This is a genomic window from Bacillus sp. BC05(2025), from assembly GCF_056725905.1.
Genome location: NZ_JBWYRA010000008.1, coordinates 190933 through 214904 on the forward strand (window position 1 = coordinate 190933; position 23972 = coordinate 214904).

General features: G+C 35.6%; 24 protein-coding genes. 7 read left to right on the plus strand and 17 right to left on the minus strand.

Translation table 11 applies throughout. The features are described 5' to 3' along the window. Nucleotides 1–42 precede the first annotated feature (42 nt). The 7 genes from ACZ76X_RS22240 to ACZ76X_RS22270 all read right to left on the minus strand — a co-directional run bounded on the left by ACZ76X_RS22240 (nucleotide 43) and on the right by ACZ76X_RS22270 (nucleotide 4683). On the minus strand, nucleotides 43–978 hold the full coding sequence (locus tag ACZ76X_RS22240; protein WP_479851708.1) for a YybS family protein: 936 nt from the start codon (nucleotides 976–978) through the stop codon (nucleotides 43–45). Nucleotides 979–1058: 80 nt separating this feature from the next. Next, nucleotides 1059–1292 (minus strand): 30S ribosomal protein S18, encoded by a 234-nt coding sequence (rpsR, locus tag ACZ76X_RS22245; RefSeq protein WP_000918873.1) that lies wholly within the window; start codon nucleotides 1290–1292, stop codon nucleotides 1059–1061. A 45-nt stretch (nucleotides 1293–1337) separates the two neighbouring features. Beyond that, nucleotides 1338–1859 (minus strand): single-stranded DNA-binding protein, encoded by a 522-nt coding sequence (ssb, locus tag ACZ76X_RS22250; protein ID WP_000981967.1) that lies wholly within the window; start codon nucleotides 1857–1859, stop codon nucleotides 1338–1340. 26 nt (nucleotides 1860–1885) lie between these two features. Beyond that, the gene (rpsF, locus tag ACZ76X_RS22255) at nucleotides 1886–2176 is read right to left on the minus strand and encodes a 30S ribosomal protein S6 (protein WP_001233778.1); all 291 of its coding nucleotides are present in this window, start codon (nucleotides 2174–2176) and stop codon (nucleotides 1886–1888) included. A gap of 191 nt (nucleotides 2177–2367) precedes the next feature. Continuing rightward, nucleotides 2368–3468 (minus strand): redox-regulated ATPase YchF, encoded by a 1101-nt coding sequence (gene ychF / locus ACZ76X_RS22260; RefSeq protein ID WP_044791694.1) that lies wholly within the window; start codon nucleotides 3466–3468, stop codon nucleotides 2368–2370. Nucleotides 3469–3583: 115 nt separating this feature from the next. Then, nucleotides 3584–3781, minus strand: coding sequence for a DUF951 domain-containing protein (locus ACZ76X_RS22265; RefSeq protein WP_000436051.1), 198 nt, complete (start codon nucleotides 3779–3781; stop codon nucleotides 3584–3586). 20 nt (nucleotides 3782–3801) lie between these two features. Then, nucleotides 3802–4683 carry a mechanosensitive ion channel family protein gene (locus ACZ76X_RS22270; protein ID WP_098668534.1) on the minus strand — a complete coding sequence of 294 codons (882 nt, stop codon included), beginning with the start codon at nucleotides 4681–4683 and terminating at the stop codon, nucleotides 3802–3804. 259 nt (nucleotides 4684–4942) lie between these two features. Between ACZ76X_RS22270 and yyaC the strand changes: the two genes are divergently transcribed. Next, the gene (gene yyaC / locus ACZ76X_RS22275; RefSeq protein WP_479851709.1) at nucleotides 4943–5539 is read left to right on the plus strand and encodes a spore protease YyaC; all 597 of its coding nucleotides are present in this window, start codon (nucleotides 4943–4945) and stop codon (nucleotides 5537–5539) included. A 20-nt stretch (nucleotides 5540–5559) separates the two neighbouring features. Here the strand turns inward: yyaC and spo0J are convergent, their stop codons facing one another. The 10 genes from spo0J to rpmH all read right to left on the minus strand — a co-directional run bounded on the left by spo0J (nucleotide 5560) and on the right by rpmH (nucleotide 14605). Then, the gene (spo0J, locus tag ACZ76X_RS22280; RefSeq protein ID WP_342716553.1) at nucleotides 5560–6411 is read right to left on the minus strand and encodes a stage 0 sporulation protein Spo0J; all 852 of its coding nucleotides are present in this window, start codon (nucleotides 6409–6411) and stop codon (nucleotides 5560–5562) included. Continuing rightward, the gene (gene soj, locus ACZ76X_RS22285; RefSeq protein ID WP_000516117.1) at nucleotides 6404–7165 is read right to left on the minus strand and encodes a sporulation initiation inhibitor protein Soj; all 762 of its coding nucleotides are present in this window, start codon (nucleotides 7163–7165) and stop codon (nucleotides 6404–6406) included. Before soj ends, spo0J begins: the two co-directional genes overlap by 8 nt. 189 nt (nucleotides 7166–7354) lie before the next feature. Further along, nucleotides 7355–8227, minus strand: a complete 873-nt coding sequence (gene noc / locus ACZ76X_RS22290) for a nucleoid occlusion protein (protein WP_000799027.1) — start codon at nucleotides 8225–8227, stop codon at nucleotides 7355–7357. A gap of 105 nt (nucleotides 8228–8332) precedes the next feature. Beyond that, a complete protein-coding gene (gene rsmG, locus ACZ76X_RS22295; protein WP_073519038.1) occupies nucleotides 8333–9052 on the minus strand; it encodes a 16S rRNA (guanine(527)-N(7))-methyltransferase RsmG in 720 nt (239 codons plus the stop codon). A 21-nt stretch (nucleotides 9053–9073) separates the two neighbouring features. Next, nucleotides 9074–10963 (minus strand): tRNA uridine-5-carboxymethylaminomethyl(34) synthesis enzyme MnmG, encoded by a 1890-nt coding sequence (mnmG, locus tag ACZ76X_RS22300; RefSeq protein WP_000541043.1) that lies wholly within the window; start codon nucleotides 10961–10963, stop codon nucleotides 9074–9076. Nucleotides 10964–11009: 46 nt separating this feature from the next. Next, nucleotides 11010–12386, minus strand: coding sequence for a tRNA uridine-5-carboxymethylaminomethyl(34) synthesis GTPase MnmE (gene mnmE, locus ACZ76X_RS22305; protein WP_098668531.1), 1377 nt, complete (start codon nucleotides 12384–12386; stop codon nucleotides 11010–11012). A gap of 226 nt (nucleotides 12387–12612) precedes the next feature. Then, nucleotides 12613–13230 (minus strand): RNA-binding cell elongation regulator Jag/EloR, encoded by a 618-nt coding sequence (gene jag / locus ACZ76X_RS22310; RefSeq protein ID WP_479851710.1) that lies wholly within the window; start codon nucleotides 13228–13230, stop codon nucleotides 12613–12615. Further along, the gene (spoIIIJ, locus tag ACZ76X_RS22315) at nucleotides 13227–13994 is read right to left on the minus strand and encodes a YidC family membrane integrase SpoIIIJ (protein WP_098668529.1); all 768 of its coding nucleotides are present in this window, start codon (nucleotides 13992–13994) and stop codon (nucleotides 13227–13229) included. Before spoIIIJ ends, jag begins: the two co-directional genes overlap by 4 nt. Nucleotides 13995–14046: 52 nt before the next feature. Then, nucleotides 14047–14394 (minus strand): ribonuclease P protein component, encoded by a 348-nt coding sequence (rnpA, locus tag ACZ76X_RS22320; RefSeq protein WP_000726626.1) that lies wholly within the window; start codon nucleotides 14392–14394, stop codon nucleotides 14047–14049. A gap of 76 nt (nucleotides 14395–14470) precedes the next feature. Further along, complete coding sequence (rpmH, locus tag ACZ76X_RS22325; protein WP_000831901.1) at nucleotides 14471–14605, minus strand: 50S ribosomal protein L34; 135 nt, start codon at nucleotides 14603–14605, stop codon at nucleotides 14471–14473. 566 nt (nucleotides 14606–15171) lie between these two features. On the opposite strand from rpmH, the gene dnaA reads away from it, so the two are divergent. The 6 genes from dnaA (at nucleotide 15172) to gyrA (ending at nucleotide 23831) form a co-directional block, all read left to right on the plus strand. After that, nucleotides 15172–16512: a chromosomal replication initiator protein DnaA gene (dnaA, locus tag ACZ76X_RS22330; RefSeq protein WP_000428025.1), complete on the plus strand. Its 1341-nt coding sequence runs from the start codon at nucleotides 15172–15174 to the stop codon at nucleotides 16510–16512. Nucleotides 16513–16690: 178 nt separating this feature from the next. Continuing rightward, nucleotides 16691–17830, plus strand: coding sequence for a DNA polymerase III subunit beta (gene dnaN, locus ACZ76X_RS22335; protein WP_098668527.1), 1140 nt, complete (start codon nucleotides 16691–16693; stop codon nucleotides 17828–17830). 127 nt (nucleotides 17831–17957) lie between these two features. After that, nucleotides 17958–18170 (plus strand): S4 domain-containing protein YaaA, encoded by a 213-nt coding sequence (yaaA, locus tag ACZ76X_RS22340; protein ID WP_000821367.1) that lies wholly within the window; start codon nucleotides 17958–17960, stop codon nucleotides 18168–18170. 12 nt (nucleotides 18171–18182) lie between these two features. Then, nucleotides 18183–19310 carry a DNA replication/repair protein RecF gene (gene recF, locus ACZ76X_RS22345; RefSeq protein WP_000470750.1) on the plus strand — a complete coding sequence of 376 codons (1128 nt, stop codon included), beginning with the start codon at nucleotides 18183–18185 and terminating at the stop codon, nucleotides 19308–19310. 38 nt (nucleotides 19311–19348) lie between these two features. Further along, nucleotides 19349–21271, plus strand: coding sequence for a DNA topoisomerase (ATP-hydrolyzing) subunit B (gene gyrB, locus ACZ76X_RS22350; protein ID WP_098668526.1), 1923 nt, complete (start codon nucleotides 19349–19351; stop codon nucleotides 21269–21271). An 88-nt stretch (nucleotides 21272–21359) separates the two neighbouring features. After that, a complete protein-coding gene (gene gyrA, locus ACZ76X_RS22355; RefSeq protein WP_098668525.1) occupies nucleotides 21360–23831 on the plus strand; it encodes a DNA gyrase subunit A in 2472 nt (823 codons plus the stop codon). Nucleotides 23832–23972: the final 141 nt, after the last annotated feature.

Consider the following 23972-nt stretch of genomic DNA (forward strand, 5'->3'; position numbering starts at 1 on the left):
CCAGTTAGTAATACAGATTAAAATAGTATAAGGAATATTATTTTATCCTCCTATTTTAGAACGCAATGAAATCCCTAAATCAATTATACCTAAGATTGTCACAAGAGGAAACAGCATCGGGATAAACATGCAAGCGATAAAACTAATAATAGGGACCCCTTTCGTAAAACCTTTACTATGCGCTAGAAAAGCGATAAATGTCAGACCTTGCAGTACTAGTAGTAACGCAAATATGACATATAGGTTAGAAAATACCATATGTAAATATGATGTCGGTTCTACTTTTATAAAAGTTGATAGCAAAATAAATATAACGTAATACCAAACAATACTCTTTGGTAATTGGATATCTTTAAACTTAGGCCAATGTATAACGTCATGTTTTAACTTTCTTAAAACACTACCGGATATCATCACTGTAATCCAAGAACAACATACCGATACCATGACAAGTAAACTTGGGAATAACGTTTGTAACACATCATTAAATTGCGCTAACAAATCTTTTTGCTCTTTACTAATAGGCATGCCCGCAGCAGTAACTACCTTTTCGCTTTGCGCCATACTTTCATTAAACATATTTTGCATTTGCTTCATTAAATCTATGTTAAAAAACTTTATACTCACAACATAAATGAGCATAATACCAATTAAGTAAGCAAGCGTCCCCGCCATCAAAATTTCTACTGGCTTCTTTTGTTTTTTATACATATGTCCTAAAACGATACCTATTAATCCAAACATAGTTGTCTGTACTAGGTTCATCGGTTGACTAACAATAACAGTGATAAAAAGCGCTGCCGTAAAAATTACAAAAGCATTAGATATTTTATATCTTATCGTTACCAATATAAATGGCAACGGCAACGCAAACGTTACAACTGTGCCTAAAATTGGAACATACATAGATATAAGCAATAACATTGCATATATCGCTAACAACGCTGCACCCTCAGTAATAAATTTTGTATTCCTCATCATCTAACCTCTCTTTCAAAAAAGAAAAGCATAGCAAAATGCACAGTAGAGTCCGACTCTACTGTGCATTTCATACGCTATTATTCACCAACATATGGTAAAAGTGCCATTTGACGAGCACGTTTAATTGCAACTGTAAGTTTGCGTTGGTATTTTGCGCTTGTTCCTGTTACACGACGAGGTAAAATTTTACCACGCTCAGAAACGAAACGTTTTAATAAATCAACATCTTTATAATCGATGCGAGTGATGCCGTTAGCTGTGAAGAAACACACCTTACGACGTTTCGCACGTCCACCTTTGCGTCCTGCCATGTCTATTTCCCTCCATTCTTTGTTAAAACTAACAAATTTACTGTATTAGAACGGTAAATCGTCGTCAGAAATGTCGATCGGTTGACCTACATTTGAAAATGGATCGTCATTCTTTGTAAATCCAGAGTTTCCTTGGTTACCTTGGTTGCCCGAATTACTAGATTGACCAAATGGGTTAGAGCTTTGGTTACCGAAACCAGCTCCTGATGGTTGCTGATTAAATGAACCACGTTGCTCCCCACCGCCATTACGCGGCTCTAAAAATTGTACGCTTTCCGCAAGAACTTCTGTTACATATACACGTTTACCATCTTGTCCCTCGTAATTACGAGTTTGAAGACGCCCATCTACGCCTGCTAAGCTACCTTTTTTCAAATAATTTGCTACGTTTTCTGCTTGTTTACGCCATATTACACAATTAATAAAGTCAGCTTCACGCTCACCTTGTTGATTCGCAAATGCGCGATTCACAGCTAACGTAAAAGTAGCTACTGCAACACCATTGGGCGTGTAACGTAAGTCAGGGTCCTTAGTTAAACGACCAACGAGGATAACACGATTCATCAATCGAACCACTCTCCCTTATATATCAATTATTTTTCTTCTTCTTTAACAACGATATGACGAAGGATGTCTTCGTTGATCTTAGCTAAACGGTCGAATTCGTTAATCGCTTCTGCGTTAGATTTCACGTTTAAGATCATGTAGAAACCTTCACGTAAGTCGTTGATTTCGTAAGCTAAACGACGCTTACCCCACTCTTTCGTGTTAATGATTTCTGCACCATTGTTTGTTAAAACACCTGCAAAACGTTCAACTAAAGCTTTTTGAGCTTCTTCTTCAACGCCAGGACGAATGATGTACATAATTTCGTACTTTCTCATTACACTTTCACCTCCTTTTGGTCTAAACGGCCCATAATGGGCAAGGAGCAATTAATTTATAGTAATTACTCACGAGTTTAGATTATATCATAGTAAGTTAGATGAATCAACTCACCCATACATAAAAAACTTGGCAAACACATAATATATTTGCCAAGTTCATATCTTTATTTTTCCTAGGAAATATTAAATTAAACGTTGAAACGGAAATGCATAACGTCTCCGTCTTTTACGATATACTCTTTTCCTTCTAAACGAACCTTACCAGCTTCTTTTGCAGCTGTCATAGAACCGTTTGCCATTAAGTCTTCGTAAGATACTGTTTCCGCACGAATAAATCCACGCTCGAAGTCTGTGTGAATTACACCAGCGCATTGTGGTGCTTTCATACCTTGTTTGAACGTCCATGCACGTACTTCTTGCACACCAGCTGTGAAGTACGTAGCAAGTCCTAATAAATCATATGCAGCACGAATTAATTGATCTAAACCAGATTCTTCAATACCTAGTTCTTCAAGGAATACTTTTTTCTCTTCCTCGTCTAGCTCGGCGATTTCTGATTCAATTTTTGCACATACAACGATTACTTGAGAGTTTTCATTCGCAGCAAATTCTTTTACCATTTGTACATATTTGTTTTCAGAAGGATCGATTACATCGTCCTCGCTTACGTTTGCTACATATAACATTTCTTTCGTTGTCAGTAAATGAAGGCCTTTAACAATCTTCATTTGCTCTTCTGTAAATTCAACAGTACGAGCCGGTTTTCCCTCTTCAAAAGCCTCTTTTAAACGAACTAAAATTTCATGCTCATATACTGCTTCTTTATCTTTTTGTCTTGCTAATTTCGCAACACGTTCGATACGTTTATCAACAGATTCTAAATCTGCTAAGATTAGCTCTAAGTTGATTGTTTCAATATCATCGATTGGATCTACTTTCCCTGAAACGTGCGTAATATTTTCGTCTTCAAAACAACGAACAACTTGGCAAATTGCATCTACTTGGCGAATGTGAGATAAGAATTTATTTCCTAAACCTTCACCTTTACTAGCACCTTTTACGATACCCGCAATATCAGTAAACTCAAATACAGTCGGAACAGTTTTTTTCGGTTCTACTAATTCCGTTAATTTATTTAAACGCTCATCTGGTACTTCTACAATTCCTACGTTTGGATCAATTGTACAGAATGGATAGTTTGCAGATTCTGCTCCTGCTTGTGTAATTGCATTAAATAAAGTGGACTTCCCTACGTTAGGTAATCCAACAATCCCAGCCGTTAATCCCATATTTTTCACTCCTATGTCTCAATCTTTCATCATTATAGATAGTAACGAAAAAAATGACAAGTTTCCTCCAAACGAAAAAAAGTAACAGCTACCTACCGCAACTGTTACGTTCTCTCTATTCTTCGTGCTTCACAAGTATTTTTTTTACCTTACGATCGAACTCTCTTCGAGGAATCATTACTGAATGGTCACATCCCTCGCACTTAATGCGGATATCCATTCCCATACGAATAATCTTCCAACGATTCTCACCACATGGGTGGGCTTTCTTCATTTCCACAACATCATACAAGTTATACTGCTTTTGCTCCATTCTCCAAACCCCTCTCCATACTAAATTGCTTTTCCACTCACTAATTCTTCACGATTATATAAAACCATACGTGGATATGGAATTTCAATACCATGTAGATCTAGACGATTTTTAATTTCTTTACGAAGTGCCCTTGCAATAACTGCATGTTGCATTGGCTCTACTTCAGCAATAACACGTAGTATAACTTCTGAAGCAGCTAATGTTTGTACACCTAACAACTGAGGCGTTGTTACCATTTGTTCATACTTTGCAGGTAATTCCTCTAATAACTCTTCAATGACTTGCTCTGCTTTTGCAATGTCCGCCTCATATGAAATAGATACATCCACAAACGCTACACTATTACTTACCGAGAAGTTCGTAACTTGAATAATACTTCCGTTTGGTAAAGTATGAATTTCACCTGTCCAACTTTTCACTTTCGTTGTACGAAGTCCAATTTCTAAAACGACACCTTCGAATTGGCCAATTTTTACATAGTCACCTACTGAAAATTGATCTTCTAGCAAGATAAATAATCCTGTAATAACATCTTTCACTAAACTTTGAGCACCAAATCCGACTGCTAAACCAATTACCCCAGCACCGGCTAATAAACCTGATGCATTAATATTAAACACACCTAAAATCGCAATTAACATAATGAACATAACAACGTATGCCACAATATTTTCAAGTAACTTCGCTACTGTAACTGTACGACGTTCTGAAATTTGAATTGGAGAACGACTTCCCATACGAAACGCATTTCGTACAACCGCTCTTGCAATTCGCACTACAATTGCACCAATTGTTAAAATGATACATATTTTTAATGACGCAATTCCAATATGAGCCCAACGATCAGCATCTAATAAATACTGTTTCGTAGCATTAAACCACTTCGTTAATAAATCCATGTACCTCTACCTCTCCAGCCAAAATTTCTTTTTAATTATCCTTCTTATTGTATCAGAAGTCTCCTAATTGCTGAAAAAATTTTATGACTTTAATTCTATTTATTAACTTCCATGCAGGTATAAAATGGAACAAATATATATATACTAGTACTATTATTTCCGTCTTCATTTAAGTTTCACATCACATATGCACTTATAGTTTTCCATTTCACTCAACATATAACATATTTTGAAAATTTATTAAAAGGATGGGTGCTTCATGAATATTGGAAGTTTTCGCTTACCTTTTTTCGAAAAAGAAACTCAAAACGTTATGCACCAAGATTTAGAAGCCTCCGAGACAATTAGTAACTTCTTACTTTCCCATATCCCTATTAAAAACCATATACCAATTATTCTCGTTTGTATCGGAACAGATCGTTCTACAGGCGATGCACTCGGGCCATTAGTCGGTACGAAACTAGAACAAGTAGGAATTACAAACTTCCAAGTGTTCGGCACACTAGATGAACCAGTACATGCGCTAAATTTAGAAGAAAAAATTCAGAATATACAGAAAGATAACCCTACTTCATTTATAATTGCGGTTGATGCTTGTTTAGGAAAATCTCAAAATATCGGTTCCATCACTACCGGAATGGGGCCTAGTAAACCCGGAGCTGCGATGAATAAGAAATTACCAGCAGTTGGTGACTTACATATTCATGGCATCGTAAATCTGAACGGTTTTATGGAGTTTTTCGTCCTGCAAAATACAAGATTAAGCTTAGTCATGAGAATGGCTGATGTAATTGCACAAAGCATAAAAGAAACAGACCAAAAATTGTCTGTATTAAAAAAAGCAAACCATCTATAAATAATAAGATGGTTTGCTCTTTAGTTTTGTTGCGCTAATAATTCTAAAATACGATTTAAATCTTCTTTATTGAAAAATTCAATTTCGATTTTACCTTTTTCTTTTTTTGTTTCTTTAATTTTTACCTCTGTGCCAAACTTTTCTCTTAAGAACGTTTCGCGTTCTACGAAAAATATGTTTCTCTCTTTTTTTACTTGTTTTGTTTCACGTGAAACGCGTTGATTAATCTCCTGAACAATTTTCTCTAATTGACGAACATTTAATCCTTCTTTTTCAATTCGTTTCAGTAAAGATTTCAACTGTTCTTCATCTTTTATCGTAAGTAAAGTTCTCCCATGAGCCATTGAAAGTTGACCGTTTGCAATCATATCTTGCACAAAAGAAGGGAGGCTTAATAATCGCGTATAGTTTGCAATGTAAGGTCTGCTCTTACCAAGACGTTTTGCTAATTGTTCTTGCGTTACATTTAGCTCATTCATTAACATTTGGTATGCCATTGCTTCTTCCATTGGATTTAAATCTTCTCGTTGTAAGTTTTCAAGCAATGCAAACTCCATCATTTGCTGCTCATTTAATTGTCTTACAACGGCAGGCACCTTTTCGAGCCCAGCTTCTTTAGCAGCACGATACCTTCTTTCACCTGCGACAATTTCATATCCTTTAATACTCTTTCTAGCAATTAACGGTTGTAATATGCCATGCTCTTTAATAGAAGCCGATAATTCTTGAATCGCCTCTTTATTAAAGTGTTTACGTGGTTGATATGGATTCGGTCTTAATTCAGTTATCGCAATCTCCTGAATTGTCTCTTCTTCTTTCACATCTAAATCAGGAAAAAACACATTGATTCCTCTTCCTAATCCTTTAGCCACCTGCAATCACTTCCTCTGCTAAATCTATATATACTTCTGCCCCTCTTGATTTAGCGTCATACTGCATAATTGGTTTCCCATGACTTGGTGCTTCACTCAAACGAACATTACGAGGGATAATCGAACGGTATACTTTGTCTCTAAAATATTTTTTCACTTCATCTATAACTTGAATCCCTAAATTTGTACGGGCATCCAACATTGTTAGCAATACACCTTGGATTGCTAGATTTTTATTTAAGTGCTTTTGCACAAGTCGAACTGTATTTAATAGCTGACTTAACCCTTCTAATGCGTAATATTCGCATTGAACAGGAATAATAACAGAATCTGCTGCTGTTAATGCATTAATCGTTAATAACCCTAAGGATGGGGGACAATCGATAATAATATAATCGTATTCATCACGAACTGGCTGTAATGCCCTTTGCAAACGTACTTCCCGGGAAATAGTCGGTACCAATTCAATTTCAGCACCTGCTAATTGAATTGTAGCGGGTAGAACATCTAAGTTTTCAGTTGCGGTTTTCCGTATAACCCCTTGAACATCTGCATCTTCCACAAGAACGTTGTAAATACATTGATCTAATTCGGATTTTTCTATTCCCACACCAGTCGTTGCATTTCCTTGAGCATCAATATCTACAAGAAGGACCTTTTTACCTACTTGTGCCAATCCAGCCCCTAAATTAACAGATGTTGTTGTTTTCCCAACGCCACCTTTTTGATTGGCAATAGCAATGATTTTTCCCATGATGTCACCTACTTTCAACCTTTCTATCTTATTCTAGTAACAATTACGTTTATTGTAACATGAAATAAAAGTTTTTCTTTTACGTCCTTATTAAACTTCAAAATTTATTTGTAAACTCCTTCTTCCTCTAACAAGAAAATATAGTAAAAGAGACCTATCCAATAGGATCAGGTCTCTAACACGCCATTATTATTTTTTCTTCGGGATTTGAATTGTAATTTGATAGTATTCATCAAATTCTTCTTCCTCAGAATTAACATTCAAACCACTGTCAGCAACCATTTGTAATGATTGCCTAATTGTATTCATGGCAATTCTTGTATCTCGACTTACTGCTTTTTGCTTTGCCTTACGCTTCGGTTTTGCTTCCTCTAGTAACTTTGCAATTCGTTCCTCTGTTTGCTTTACATTCAGTTGTTTCTCCACAATTTCCTGTAAAACCTTCAGTTGCAATTCCTCATTCTTTAAAGGAATGAGCGCTCGGGCATGGCGTTCTGTAATGCTTTTTTCTAATAACGCACTTTTTATTTCTTCAGGCAACTTTAACAATCGCAACTTATTTGCGATTGTGGATTGTCCTTTTCCAAGTCGTTGTGCCAATGCTTCTTGTGTTAAATTATGTAACTCAATTAGCTTTTGATATGCCACAGCTTCCTCGATTGCTGTTAGTTCCTCACGTTGCAAGTTTTCAATTAAAGCTACAGATGCTGTTTCTGTATCATTTAAGTTCTTTATAATTGCAGGAACCTTTTCCCAACCTAACTTTGTTGCCGCACGGAAACGTCTTTCTCCAGCAATAATTTCATACTTATCATCCTCATATTGCCTCACAACAATTGGCTGAATAAGTCCGTGTGTACGAATCGTTAATGCTAGTTCCTCAATACGCGCATCATCAAAAACTGTTCGTGGTTGATAACGGTTAGGGGTAATATTTACTATCGGAATTTCTTGTATTTCTTCATATACCTTTTTATCTATTTCTTCATGGCTTTCGTCTTGTAATTCGAATTCGCTCTCTTTATCTCCAAAGCCAAATAAACGAGAAAACGTATTTTTCATACATATTCCACCACCTTTTAGGCCTATTGACTATTCTCCATAAAATGTTTCCTATGAAACATTTACGTTTTCATTTATATAATTTAATCTTACGTCTAATAAGATTTATTTTTCAATAGGTAATTTATTGGGTGTTCCCGGTTTGCGTGGATATTTCTTTGGTGTCTTGCGTTTTTTCTCGATTAATAAAATATTACGTTCACTTTCTTCAAACGGTAATTGGAACGTAGACATTTCTTTTAAATCCCCGCCTAGCACCTCTAAAGCATACTTGCCATTTTCAATTTCTTCGTTTGCTGCGGCACCTTTCATTGCAATAAATGTTCCCCCAACTTTTACAAGTGGTAAACATAGCTCGCTTAATACTGAAAGACGTGCAACTGCACGTGCCATTACAATATCATACGATTCACGTACACCTTCTTTTTTACCAAATGTTTCAGCACGATCGTGACAAAATGCAACATCGCTTAATTCCAACTTTTGGGCTAAATGATTTAAGAAATTAATACGTTTTTGCAATGAGTCTACAATTGTAACCTTTAAGTGCGGGAAACAGATTTTTAAAGGAATACTTGGGAATCCAGCTCCTGCACCAACATCACAAATTGAGAATGGTTTTGAAAAATCATAGTAAAAAGCAGCTGTAATGGAATCAAAAAAGTGTTTTAAATATACTTCCTCTTTCTCCGTAATAGCCGTTAAATTCATCTTTTCATTCCACTCTACTAATGTTTCGAAGTAGATTTCGAACTGCTCTAACTGTCTAGAAGAGAGGGGGATACCCTTCTCTTCTAGCATAGATTGAAATTGTTCTATGTTCATCTAACAATATCTCCTTACTATTTATTGGTTCGATACTCGCGCAATTTTTCCTTGTTCGATATACACAAGTAAAATGGAAATATCCGCTGGGTTTACACCAGAAATACGTGAAGCTTGCCCCATTGATAGTGGACGAACATCTTTCAATTTCTGTCTAGCTTCAGAGGCAAGACTTGAAATTGCATCATAATCAATATCCACAGGGATTTTTTTGTTTTCCATTTTCTTCATACGCTCTACTTGTTGTAAAGATTTTTCAATATATCCTTCGTACTTAATCTGAATTTCAACTTGTTCTGTAACTTCATCACTTAATTCTACTTCACTTGGTACTAAAAGATGAATATGCTCATATGTCATCTCCGGACGACGTAATAAGTCACTTGCACGTATACCATCTTTTAATTCACTTCCACCAATGCTGCGAATTAATTCTTGAACTTCAGGACGTGGTTTAATAATAATGCTGCTTAAACGTTCCTTTTCTTGTTCAATTTGTAATTTTTTATTTGTAAATCGCTCATAGCGATCTTCCTTAATTAATCCAATTTCATGACCAATTTCAGTTAAACGAAGATCTGCATTATCGTGGCGTAATAATAGGCGATATTCTGCACGAGATGTTAGTAAACGATACGGTTCATTCGTTCCTTTCGTTACAAGATCATCAATTAAAACACCGATATAAGCATCTTCACGACCTAAAATAACCTCTTTTTTACCTAAAGAACGACATGCTGCATTAATTCCGGCCATAAGCCCTTGTCCTGCCGCCTCTTCGTAACCAGAAGTTCCGTTAATTTGTCCTGCTGTATATAAGTTTTTAATTTTTTTCGTTTCAAGTGTTGGCCATAGTTGCGTTGGCACAATTGCATCATATTCAATTGCATAACCTGTGCGCATCATTTCAACATTTTCTAGACCAGGGATTGTTCTAAGCATATCACGCTGTACGTCTTCTGGTAAGCTTGTAGACAAACCTTGTACGTATACTTCTTGTGTATTACGTCCTTCTGGCTCTAAGAAAATTTGATGACGTGGTTTATCATTAAACCTTACTACCTTATCTTCAATTGACGGACAATATCTAGGCCCCGTTCCCTTAATCATACCAGAATACATAGCTGAGCGATGTAAGTTTTCGTCTATTAAACGATGTGTTTCCGTACTTGTATACGTTAACCAACATGGAATTTGATCCATAATAAATTTTGTCGTTTCAAAAGAGAAAGATCTTGGTTTATCATCACCTGGCTGAATTTCTGTTTTACTATAATCAATCGTATTACTATTTACACGCGGAGGTGTACCTGTTTTAAATCTAACAAGATCAAATCCAAGCTCCTCTAAATGTTCCGATAAAGTAATCGATGGTTGTTGATTATTCGGACCGCTCGAATATTTTAACTCTCCCATAATAATCTCGCCGCGTAAAAACGTACCAGTCGTAATTACAACTGTTTTTGCCGTATATTCAGCGCCAGCTTGCGTAATTACCCCTTTACATTCGCCATCTTCAACGATTAAACGCTCTACCATTCCTTGAAACAACGTTAAGTTTGGTGTTTCTTCAATTGTTTTCTTTAATTCATGCTGGTAAGAGAATTTATCTGCTTGCGCTCGAAGTGCGCGTACAGCTGGTCCTTTACCCGTATTTAACATACGCATTTGAATATGCGTTTTATCAATGTTACGTCCCATTTCTCCGCCTAATGCATCAATTTCACGAACAACAATCCCTTTTGCTGGTCCACCAACAGAAGGGTTACATGGCATAAACGCTACCATATCTAAATTAATCGTTAACATTAATGTTTTAGAGCCCATTCGTGCTGCCGCAAGACCAGCTTCACATCCTGCATGACCTGCACCGATTACTATGACATCGTATGAACCGGCATTGTATCCCATTGTTTATTCCTCCTAATAATCTCTATCTTTCTGAAACATCACTATATTATTTTCCTAAACAAAATTGAGAGAACAACTGGTCAATTAGGCTTTCATGAACGGTATCACCAGTAATTTCACCAAGTATTTCCCACGTTCTTGTTAAATCAATTTGCACCATATCAATTGGAACACCATTTTCTATCGCCTCAATTGCATCTCCAATTGTTTTTCCTGCTTGTGTTAATAATCCAATATGTCTCGCATTAGAAACATATGTTACATCTGCAGAATCAATTGTTCCTTCAAAGAATAAATCAGCTATTGCTTTTTCAAGCTCATCTATCCCTTGTTCTTCGATTAGCGACGTTGTGATAATACGATTTCCCGCTGCCAATTCTGTAACACGTTCCATATCAATTGCTTGCGATAAATCTGTCTTATTTACAATAACAATGAAGTCTTTTCCTTGTACCGCTCTGAATAGATCTTCATCCTCATTCGTTAAAGCTTCGCTATAATTAACGACAACTAACACTAAATCAGCTTGGCCCATCATTTCTTTTGAACGCTCTACACCAATTCGTTCAACAACATCTTCTGTTTCACGAATTCCAGCCGTATCTATAAGTTTAAGTGGTACACCACGCACATTAACGTACTCTTCAATAACATCACGAGTTGTTCCTGCAATATCAGTTACAATTGCCTTTTTCTCTTGAACGAGACTATTTAATAGCGATGATTTTCCAACGTTAGGTCTACCAATAATTGCAGTAGCAATTCCTTCACGTAAAATCTTTCCTTGCTTCGATGTTTCTAATATTTTTGCAATTTCAGCACGAACATGTGTAGCTTTCTCAATTAAAATATTATGCGTCATTTCTTCCACATCATCATATTCCGGGTAATCTATATTTACCTCAACATGAGCTAACGTTTCTAATATGTCTTGACGCAGACGGCCGATTAATTTAGATAATCGTCCTTCCATTTGATTAATTGCTACGTTCATTGCACGATCTGTTTTTGCACGAATTAAATCCATAACAGCTTCTGCTTGTGATAAATCAATACGGCCATTTAAAAAAGCACGTTTTGTAAATTCACCAGGTTCCGCTAATCGTACTCCTTGCGCTAAAATAAGCTGCAATACTTTATTTACCGAAACAAGTCCACCGTGACAGTTAATTTCTACTATATTTTCACGTGTAAAAGTCCTTGGTGCACGCATAATAGATACCATAACTTCTTCAATAACCTGATTTGTATCTAAATCAACGATATGACCATAATGAATTGTGTGAGAAGGAACCTCTGTTAAGTCCTTCCCTTTAAAAATACGATTAACTTTTTCAACCGCATCATCCCCACTTACTCGAACAATGGCAATTGCACCCTCTCCAAGCGCTGTGGAAATCGCAGCAATTGTATCAAATTCCATGTCCTTTCACCTCACTTGCTTATTTATCTCTATTTCAACATGATTATTTTCTTCACTAAATTATTAGAATACCATAACGAACCTATCTACAAAAGAATAATAACTCATTTTATTATGTCCTCATGTAAAAAACACTAAACTTATTCACAGTGGATAAGTTTAGTGTTTTTTAGTTATCCACATCTATTTTCCCCTCAAAAAAACCGGCACTCAATCGAGTAACCGGTCACTTGGAAGATATTACAACATGTCGATGTGGTTCTTTTCCCTCAGAAGTTGTAATGATATTTTGATGATTAGATAATGCTTGGTGGATAATCTTTCGTTCAAAAGATGGCATAGGCTCCAACACAACCCTTTTTTTCGTATTCACTACTTGTTTTGCTAATCGATAAGAAAGTGCTTCTAATGTAGCTTTTCTCTTACTACGATAATTTTCAGCGTCTAGTGTGATACCAATATACTGCTTCGTATTACGATTCGCCACAAGTTTTGTTAAATACTGTAAAGAATTCAAGGTGTTTCCTCTTTTACCAATCAAAACACCTACGTTTTTACCGGAAATTGTAAATTCGACTTCTCGTCCTTTTACAATTTTACTAATCTCAGCTTCCACACCCATATCGTGAATAACATTTTTTAAATATTCTTCACATTCCTGAATGGGGTCTTTCTTCAATACAACTTCTACTACTGCAGGTCGGTTCCCAAATAAACCTAAGAATCCTCTCTTACCCTCATCGATAATATTTATATCTACTCGGTCTTTTGAAGCATTTAATTGCCTTAAAGCATCCTCTACTGCCAGCTCAACTGTTTGACCCTTAGCAGTGATTACATTCACTTGCCTGATCCCCCAGCCTTACTCGCCTTAATTTCTGGTCCTTTGATAAAATACATTTGAGCGATACCAAAGATATTACCAACAACCCAGTAAAGTGATAATGCTGCTGGGAAATTAATTGCAAAGATTAAAATCATGATCGGCATAAGCCAAATCATCATTGCCATTTGTGGGTTTTGGCCAGCAGTTCCTGCCATTGCAAGCTTTTGCTGAATAAATGTCGTAATTGCTGCAACAATCGGTAAGATATAGTACGGATCTGCATGTCCTAAATCAAACCATAAGAAACTGTGCTGCTTAATTTCAGCCGTTCTCATAATCGCATGATAAAAAGCGAATAAAATTGGCATTTGAATGAAGATTGGTAAACATCCTGCTAATGGATTTACACCATTTTTTTGATATAACTGCATCATTTCTTGTTGTAGTTTTTGCTGTGTTGCTTGATCTTTAGAACTATATTTCTCTTTTAACTTCACCATTTCTGGTTGTAACGCTTGCATAGCTTTCGTACTCTTCGTTTGTTTAATCATTAATGGTAATAATGCAAAACGAATAATAAGAGTTGTAACAACAATCGCTAAACCGTAATTACTACCAAATAAGTTGGCAAAATACGTAATTAACTGAGAAAGCGGGTATACGAAGTATTCATTCCAAATTCCAGTGCTTTTTGGTGTAATTGGCTGATTTACTTCACTACAGCCAGCAGTAATCGCCATTAATGCAACAACCATGGCTAGTAAACCTAATTTCTTTTTCAAAGCCTACTCCTCCTTGTATCGGTATGTATATAGTGTAATTCATTTCCTTACGCTACTTTTTTATTCTTTTCATACCAGAGCGTTTAAAGACATGAATTAAGCTTTTCTTTACTTCTTCATATGTCATCTCTGCACAAGGCTTCCTTGCTATTATAACAAAATCTTTTCCAGAATCTATCTCATCTTTTAATTCTGTGATCGACTGGCGAATCATACGTTTAATTCGGTTACGAACTACTGCATTTCCTATTTTCTTGCTGACAGATAGGCCAATACGAAAGTATGGCTGTTCTGCTTTATCTAGTTGATACACAACAAATTGACGATTCGCATTCGATTTTCCTTTTTGAAAAACCGTCTGGAATTCATCATTCTTTTTTATACGATGTTTTTTCTTCATATCAATTGACACTCCTGTAGTTCATCAGCGGAAATTCACTATTATTAGAAAAAAAGACCACTGAACGATCAGTGGTCTACGCAGATAATACTTTTCTTCCTTTACGACGACGAGCTGCTAGCACTTTACGTCCGTTCGCTGTGCTCATACGGCTGCGGAAACCATGTACTTTGCTGCGCTTACGTTTATTTGGTTGGTAAGTTCTTTTCATTATATGACACCTCCCTGAGGAATATCTGTTAAAGACAGTCTTATAAATTATAGTTAATCAACTAGGAAAATGTCAATGGTTCTAGAAATTTTCATCAAATATTCATTTTGAACCTATTCACATACTTTTTCACAGACCCTATATTTCCTTGTGGATAAATGTTTTTTCTTGTTTTTTATATCCACAAACTCTTTTCGTACTTTTACACAGTATATCGTGTTGTGGACAAGTTTATTCCACAAGGTATTGATTTTGTGGATAACTTTCTTAATTTCATTGCTATAGCTACTTTTTTTTGATATTATAGTTGTGTTTTCACTTTGAATAAGTTTTCCACATCTTTATTTTATCCACAATTTGTGTATAACATGTGGACAGTTTTAATCACATGTGGGTAAATCGTTATCCACATTTACTTTTTTTTGTCGAAAACCCTATCTCATATACAAACGACGTTTTTAGGTTTTAAAATACGTTTCGTATAAATATACATTTTATATTTATTTAGGTTGTACATTTGTTGCGCAACCTTATTCTTTTACCAACTTAGTAAAGGAGGGACACCTTTGGAAAACATCTCTGATTTATGGAACAGTGCCTTAAAAGAACTAGAAAAAAAGGTCAGTAAACCAAGTTATGAAACGTGGTTGAAATCAACAACCGCACATAATTTAAAGAAAGACGTATTAACAATTACGGCTCCAAATGAATTCGCCCGTGATTGGTTAGAATCTCATTATTCAGAGCTAATTTCGGAAACACTTTATGATTTAACAGGGGCAAAATTAGCCATTCGCTTTATTATTCCCCAAAGTCAAGCTGAAGAGGAGATTGATCTTCCTCCTTCTAAACCAAATTCAGCACAAGATGATTCCAATCATTTACCACAGAGTATGCTAAACCCAAAATATACGTTTGATACATTTGTTATTGGCTCTGGTAACCGTTTTGCTCATGCTGCTTCATTAGCCGTAGCCGAAGCACCAGCTAAAGCATATAATCCCCTCTTTATTTATGGGGGAGTTGGACTTGGAAAGACCCATTTAATGCATGCAATTGGTCATTATGTAATTGAACATAACCCAAATGCAAAAGTTGTATATTTATCATCAGAAAAATTCACAAATGAATTCATTAATTCTATTCGTGATAATAAAGCGGTCGATTTCCGTAATAAATACCGTAATGTAGATGTTTTATTGATAGATGATATTCAATTTTTAGCAGGAAAAGAACAAACTCAAGAAGAGTTTTTCCATACATTCAATGCATTACACGAAGAAAGTAAACAAATTGTAATTTCCAGTGATCGGCCACCAAAAGAAATTCCAACTTTAGAAGATCGTCTTCGTTCTCGCTTTGAATGGGGGCTCATTACGGATATTACGCCGCCAGATTTAGAAACACGAATCGCAATTTTACGTAAAAAAGCAAAGGCTGAAGGACTTGATATACCAAATGAAGTCATGCTTTATATTGCAAATCAAATTGATTCAAACATTCGTGAACTAGAAGGCGCACTCATCCGAGTTGTAGCTTATTCATCTTTAATTAACAAAGATATTAATGCTGATTTAGCAGCTGAGGCACTTAAAGATATTATTCCAAATTCTAAACCAAAAATTATCTCCATTTATGATATTCAAAAAGCTGTCGGGGATGTTTATCAAGTAAAATTGGAAGATTTCAAGGCGAAAAAGCGTACAAAATCTGTTGCCTTTCCTCGCCAAATTGCCATGTATTTATCACGTGAACTGACAGACTCATCCTTACCTAAAATAGGTGAAGAATTCGGTGGACGTGATCATACAACCGTTATCCATGCTCATGAAAAAATTTCTAAATTGCTTAAAACGGATACACAATTACAAAAACAAGTTGAAGAAATTAACGATATTTTAAAGTAGTAGCTGAATAGTGTGAATAACTTCCCTTGTTTTACGCACAGTCTATCCACATGTAGATAGACTGTTTTTACATCCTTTAACGGGGTTATCCACATATCCACAAGCCCTATTACTATTACTACTATTTTTTATCTTTATTAATTAAATAAAATCTTATACTTACCGGAGGTTTTTCTTTATGCGTTTTACAATACAAAAAGACTATCTTGTAAGAAGTGTACAAGATGTAATGAAGGCTGTTTCTTCTCGTACAACAATTCCGATTCTTACAGGAATTAAAGTTGTCGCTACAGAGGAAGGCGTTACATTAACAGGAAGCGATGCTGATATTTCTATTGAATCTTTTATTCCAGTTGAAGAAGATGGAAAAGAAATTGTAGAAGTAACACAATCAGGAAGTATTGTTTTACAAGCAAAGTATTTTAGTGAAATTGTAAAAAAATTACCTAAAGAAACTGTAGAAATTTCTGTAGAAAATCATTTGATGACAAAAATAACTTCTGGAAAATCAGAGTTTAATTTAAATGGTTTAGATTCTGCGGAATATCCATTGTTACCACAAATTGAAGAACATCATGTTTTTAAAGTTCCAACAGATTTACTAAAACATATGATCAGACAAACTGTATTTGCAGTTTCTACTTCTGAAACAAGACCAATCTTGACAGGTGTAAACTGGAAAGTATATAACAGCGAACTAACTTGCATTGCTACAGATAGTCACAGGCTAGCTCTTCGAAAAGCAAAAATCGAGGGTATTGGAGATGAATTCCAGGCGAATGTTGTTATTCCAGGTAAAAGCTTAAATGAATTAAGCAAAATTCTAGATGAGTCTGAAGAAATGGTAGATATCGTTATTACGGAGTATCAAGTATTATTCCGTACAAAACATTTATTATTCTTCTCAAGATTGTTAGAAGGAAATTATCCTGATACAACTCGTTTAATTCCAGCAGAGAGTAAAACAGATATTTTTGTAAATACAAAAGAATTTTTACAAGCAATTGATCGTGCATCCCTTTTAGCGAGAGATGGTCGTAATAATGTTGTAAAATTATCAACTTTAGAACAAGAAATGTTAGAAATTTCCTCGAATTCACCGGAAATCGGAAAAGTAGTAGAAGAAGTTCAATGTGAAAAAGTAGATGGGGAAGAGTTAAAAATATCTTTTAGTGCAAAATATATGATGGATGCACTAAAAGCCTTAGATAGTACTGAAATTAAAATTAGCTTTACTGGAGCAATGCGACCGTTCTTAATTCGTACAGTAAATGATGAGTCCATTATTCAATTAATTTTACCGGTTCGTACTTACTAAGTAAGAAATAAGGGTTGCTAGTTTTCAGATACTAGTAGCCCTTATTTGATTTTTGGGTATTACTTTCCTAATGTTAGTTTATTTAGTACAATGAAAGAATGAACACTTTCAGAAAGTGAGCGATTTTATGAAACGTATTAAAATTTCAACAGAGTATATTACACTAGGGCAATTTTTAAAGTTAGCCGATGTAATTGATACAGGTGGCGCTGTAAAATGGTTTTTACAAGAATATGAAGTGTACGTGAATCAAGAACTTGAAAATAGAAGAGGTCGCAAACTATATGCGAACGATATTATTGAAATTCCAGGAAGCGGAAGTTTCCAAGTTCAGTCATAAAGGGGGAGCCCTTTGTTTATTTCAGAAATACAATTAAAAAACTATCGCAATTATGAAAAGTTAGAGCTTTCCTTTGAAGATAAAGTAAATGTAATTATCGGCGAAAATGCGCAAGGGAAAACGAATTTGATGGAAGCTATTTATGTTTTAGCGATGGCGAAATCTCATAGAACCTCTAATGATCGTGAACTTATCCGTTGGGATGAAGATTTCGGTCAAATTAAAGGGAAATTACAAAAGAGAAATAGTTCTTTGTCTTTGGAATTAAATATCTCGAAAAAAGGTAAAAAGGCAAAATTAAATCAACTTGAACAACAAAAATTGAGTCAATATATTGGCGTGATGAATGTTGTCATGTTTGCCCCAGAAGATTTAAATCTTGTAAAAGGAAGCCCTCAAGTAAGAAGACGCTTTTTAGATATGGAATTAGGCCAAATAGCTCCGGTCTATTTGTATGAATTGAGTCAATATCAAAAGGTGCTCACACAACGAAATCACTTGCTGAAAAAGATGCAAGGGAATAGTAAGAATGAGGAAACGATGTTGGATGTATTTACACTTCAACTTATTGAGCATGGTACAAAAATATTGCAAAAGCGCTTTGAATTTTTGCATTTACTACAAGAATGGGCAGCTCCAATTCATCGTGGTATAAGCCGCGGATTAGAAGAATTAGAAATTGTCTATAAACCAAGTGTAGATGTATCAGAATCAATGGATTTGTCGAAAATAAAAGAAGTATACTATGAAAGTTTTCAATCTGTGAAACAACGTGAAATTTTCCGTGGTACGACTTTAATTGGTCCTCATCGTGATGATTTACAATTCTTCGTTAATAGTAAAAATGTTCAAGTCTTTGGTTCGCAAGGACAACAACGAACGACCGCACTGTCCCTAAAATTAGCTGAAATTGAATTGATTTACTCAGAAGTTAAGGAATATCCAATTCTTCTATTGGATGACGTATTATCAGAATTAGATGATTATCGTCAATCGCATCTGTTAAATACAATTCAAGGAAAAGTGCAAACATTTGTGACAACGACGAGTGTCGACGGAATTGAACACGAAACATTAAAAGAAGCGAAAACAATTCATGTAACGAACGGCACGGTAGATTGTGAAATAGATAGGGCATAATCCCTGTTTAAATGGAAAAGTAGGTGATCTTTGTGTCAATGGAACAAAAGCAAATGCAAGAAAATTCATATGATGAAAGTCAGATACAGGTACTTGAAGGACTAGAAGCAGTTCGAAAACGCCCTGGTATGTATATTGGATCTACAAGTGGAAAAGGACTTCACCATCTTGTATGGGAAATCGTCGATAATAGTATTGATGAAGCACTTGCAGGGTACTGCGATGAAATTAACGTTAGTATCGAAGAAGATAATAGTATTCGTGTAACGGATAACGGACGTGGTATTCCAGTTGGTATACAAGAAAAAATGGGACGTCCTGCTGTAGAAGTTATTATGACCGTTCTTCATGCTGGTGGTAAGTTTGGCGGTGGTGGTTATAAAGTTTCTGGTGGTTTGCATGGTGTCGGGGCATCTGTAGTAAATGCTCTATCAACAGAATTAGAGGTATTTGTACATCGTGAAGGTAAAATCCATTACCAAAAATACGAAAGAGGTATTCCTGTTGCAGATTTAAAGGTCATTGGTGACACAGATCAAACAGGAACGATAACTCGATTTAAACCAGATCCAGAAATTTTTCAGGAAACAACAGTATACGAATTTGATACACTAGCAAGTCGTATGCGTGAATTAGCATTTTTAAATCGTAATATTAAACTGACGATTGAAGATAAACGTGAACATAAGCAAAAGAAAGAATTCCATTATGAAGGTGGAATTAAATCATATGTTGAGCATTTAAACCGCTCAAAACAACCAATCCATGAAGAACCTGTATATGTAGAAGGATCAAAAGATGGTATTCAAGTTGAGGTTTCCTTACAGTATAACGAAGGATATACAAATAATATTTACTCATTTACGAACAACATTCATACGTATGAAGGTGGAACACATGAAGTAGGTTTTAAAACAGCTTTAACTCGTGTTATTAACGATTACGGTCGTAAAAATAGTATTTTGAAAGATGCAGACAGTAACCTAACTGGCGAGGATGTTCGTGAAGGTTTAACTGCAATCGTATCAATTAAACATCCAAATCCACAATTCGAAGGACAAACGAAGACGAAACTTGGGAATAGTGAAGCGAGAACGATTACAGAGTCTGTATTTTCAGAGGCATTTGAAAAGTTCTTACTAGAAAACCCAAACGTTGCACGAAAAATTGTGGAAAAAGGTACGATGGCAGCACGTGCACGTGTTGCAGCGAAAAAAGCACGTGAATTAACACGCCGTAAGAGTGCCTTAGAAGTTTCAAGTTTACCTGGTAAATTAGCGGATTGCTCTTCAAAAGATCCAGCAATTAGCGAAATCTATATTGTAGAGGGTGATTCTGCCGGCGGATCAGCAAAGCAAGGTCGTGACCGTCACTTCCAGGCGATTTTACCACTAAAGGGTAAAATTATTAACGTTGAAAAAGCAAGATTAGATAAAATTTTATCTAACGATGAAGTACGTACAATTATTACTGCAATTGGTACAAACATTGGTGGAGATTTTGATATTGAGAAAGCTCGTTATCATAAAGTTATTATTATGACGGATGCCGACGTAGATGGTGCGCATATTCGTACCCTATTATTAACGTTCTTCTATCGTTATATGCGCCAAATTATTGAGTATGGTTATATCTATATTGCACAGCCACCATTGTTTAAAGTACAACAAGGTAAAAAAATTCAATATGCTTATAATGAGAAAGAGCTTGAAAAGATTTTAGCTGAATTACCAGCGCAACCTAAACCTGGAATCCAACGTTACAAAGGTCTAGGAGAAATGAATCCAACTCAGCTTTGGGAGACAACAATGGACCCAGAAGTGCGTTCATTACTTCAAGTTTCCCTTCAAGATGCAATTGAAGCAGATGAAACATTTGAAATTTTAATGGGGGATAAAGTAGAGCCACGTCGTAACTTTATCCAAGAAAATGCAAAATACGTGAAAAACCTTGATATTTAAATGAGTAATGACAGGAATCTGAGTATTCCTGTCTTCTACATATAAATCAATGTATGTGTAACGGAAATGTAAGAGGAGGTGCTCGTTGATGTCAGACAATCAACAACAAGCACGAATTCGAGAAATTAATATTAGCCATGAAATGCGTACCTCATTTTTAGATTACGCAATGAGTGTTATCGTATCTCGTGCATTACCAGATGTTCGTGATGGATTAAAACCTGTGCATCGTAGGGTTTTATATGCGATGAATGATTTAGGAATTACGGCCGATAAAGCGTATAAGAAATCAGCACGTATTGTTGGTGAAGTAATTGGTAAGTATCACCCGCACGGTGATTCAGCTGTTTATGAAACGATGGTACGTATGGCCCAAGATTTCAGTCAACGTTATATGCTTGTTGATGGGCATGGTAACTTTGGATCTGTCGATGGAGATTCAGCCGCAGCAATGCGTTATACAGAAGCAAAAATGTCTAAAATATCTATGGAATTAATACGTGATATTTCAAAAAATACAATTGATTATCAAGATAACTATGATGGTTCTGAAAGAGAACCGATTGTATTACCAGCACGTTTTCCTAACTTACTAGTAAATGGTACGACAGGTATTGCGGTTGGTATGGCAACAAATATTCCGCCACATCAACTTGGCGAAGTAATTGATGGCGTATTGGCATTAAGTCATAATCCTGATATTACTATTGCAGAATTAATGGAGTTCATTCCAGGTCCAGATTTCCCAACGGCAGGTTTAATTTTAGGAAGAAGTGGTATTCGTAGAGCTTATGAAACAGGACGCGGATCTATCATACTTCGTGCTAAAGTTGAAATTGAAGAGAAGTCAAATGGTAAACAATCTATTATCGTAACGGAACTACCTTATCAAGTGAATAAGGCGCGATTAATTGAAAAAATTGCAGAATTAGTTCGCGATAAGAAAATAGAAGGTATTACAGATTTACGCGATGAATCAGATCGAAATGGTATGCGTATTGTTATGGAAGTACGTCGTGATGCCAATGCCAATGTACTATTAAATAATTTATATAAACATACAGCACTTCAAACAAGTTTCGGTATTAACATGCTGTCTCTTGTAAATGGGGAGCCACAGGTACTGAACTTAAAACAAAATTTATATCATTACTTGGAACATCAAAAGGTAGTAATTCGTAGACGTACTGCTTATGAACTAGAAAAAGCAGAAGCGCGTGCTCATATCTTAGAAGGGTTACGAATTGCTTTAGACCACCTTGATGAAGTTATTACATTAATTCGTAGTTCGAAAACAGCGGAAATTGCAAAGCAAGGTTTAATGGAACGTTTCGGCTTAAGTGAAAAACAAGCACAAGCTATTTTAGATATGCGTCTGCAACGCTTAACAGGATTAGAACGCGAAAAAATCGAACAAGAATATCAAGAATTAATGAAGTTAATTGCAGAATTAAAAGCAATCTTAGCGGATGAAGAAAAGGTTCTTGAGATTATTCGTGAAGAATTAACGGAAGTAAAAGAGCGCTTCAATGATAAGAGACGTACAGAAATTACAATTGGTGGTATGGAGTCTATTGAAGATGAAGACTTAATTCCAGAACAAAATATCGCTATTACATTAACTCATAATGGTTATATTAAGAGGTTGCCAGCTTCTACGTACAAAACGCAGAACCGTGGTGGACGTGGTGTACAGGGAATGGGAACAAATGATGATGATTTTGTAGAGCATTTATTAACTACTTCTACGCATGATCATATTTTATTCTTCACTAATAAGGGTAAAGTATACCGTACGAAAGGATATGAAATCCCAGAGTATAGCCGTACAGCAAAAGGTATACCTATTATTAACCTATTAGGTGTAGATAAGGGCGAATGGATTAATGCTATTATTCCGATTCGTGAATTTGGCGACGATGAATTCTTATTCTTCACAACAAAACAAGGTATCTCTAAGAGAACGCCACTTTCATCGTTTGCAAATATACGTACAAATGGTTTAATTGCAATTTCTCTTCGTGAAGAGGATGAAGTAATATCTGTACGTTTAACATCTGGTGATAAGGATATTATTGTAGGAACAAGCAATGGTATGTTAATTCGCTTTAACGAGCAAGATGTGCGTTCTATGGGACGTAATGCGGCTGGTGTAAAAGCAATTACATTAGGTGACGAAGATCAAGTTGTAGGTATGGAAATTGTTGAAGAGGATGTAAATGTTTTAATCGTAACTAAGAATGGTTATGGAAAACGTACACCAATTGATGAATACCGTCTACAAAGTCGTGGTGGTAAGGGTCTGAAGACTTGTAACATTACAGATAAAAACGGTAAATTAGTAGCTGTTAAATCTGTAACAGGTGAAGAAGATATCATGTTAATTACAGCTGCAGGTGTTATTATTCGTATGCCAGTTGATCAAATCTCTCAAATGGGACGTAATACACAAGGTGTTCGTCTAATTCGATTAGAGGATGAGCAAGAGGTAGCGACAGTAGCAAAAGCACAAAAAGATGATGAGGAAGAAACGAGCGAAGAGGTTTCTTCGGAAGAATAAGAGGGGGCTATCTCCCCTCTTTATTTTTTTATAATAATACTTGCATAGGAGAGAGAAAGTCTATATAATAGGCAGAGTCAGCAAATGAGAGATACAAGTTATCGAAAAAAACTTGTTGACGAAAATAATATACTATGATAT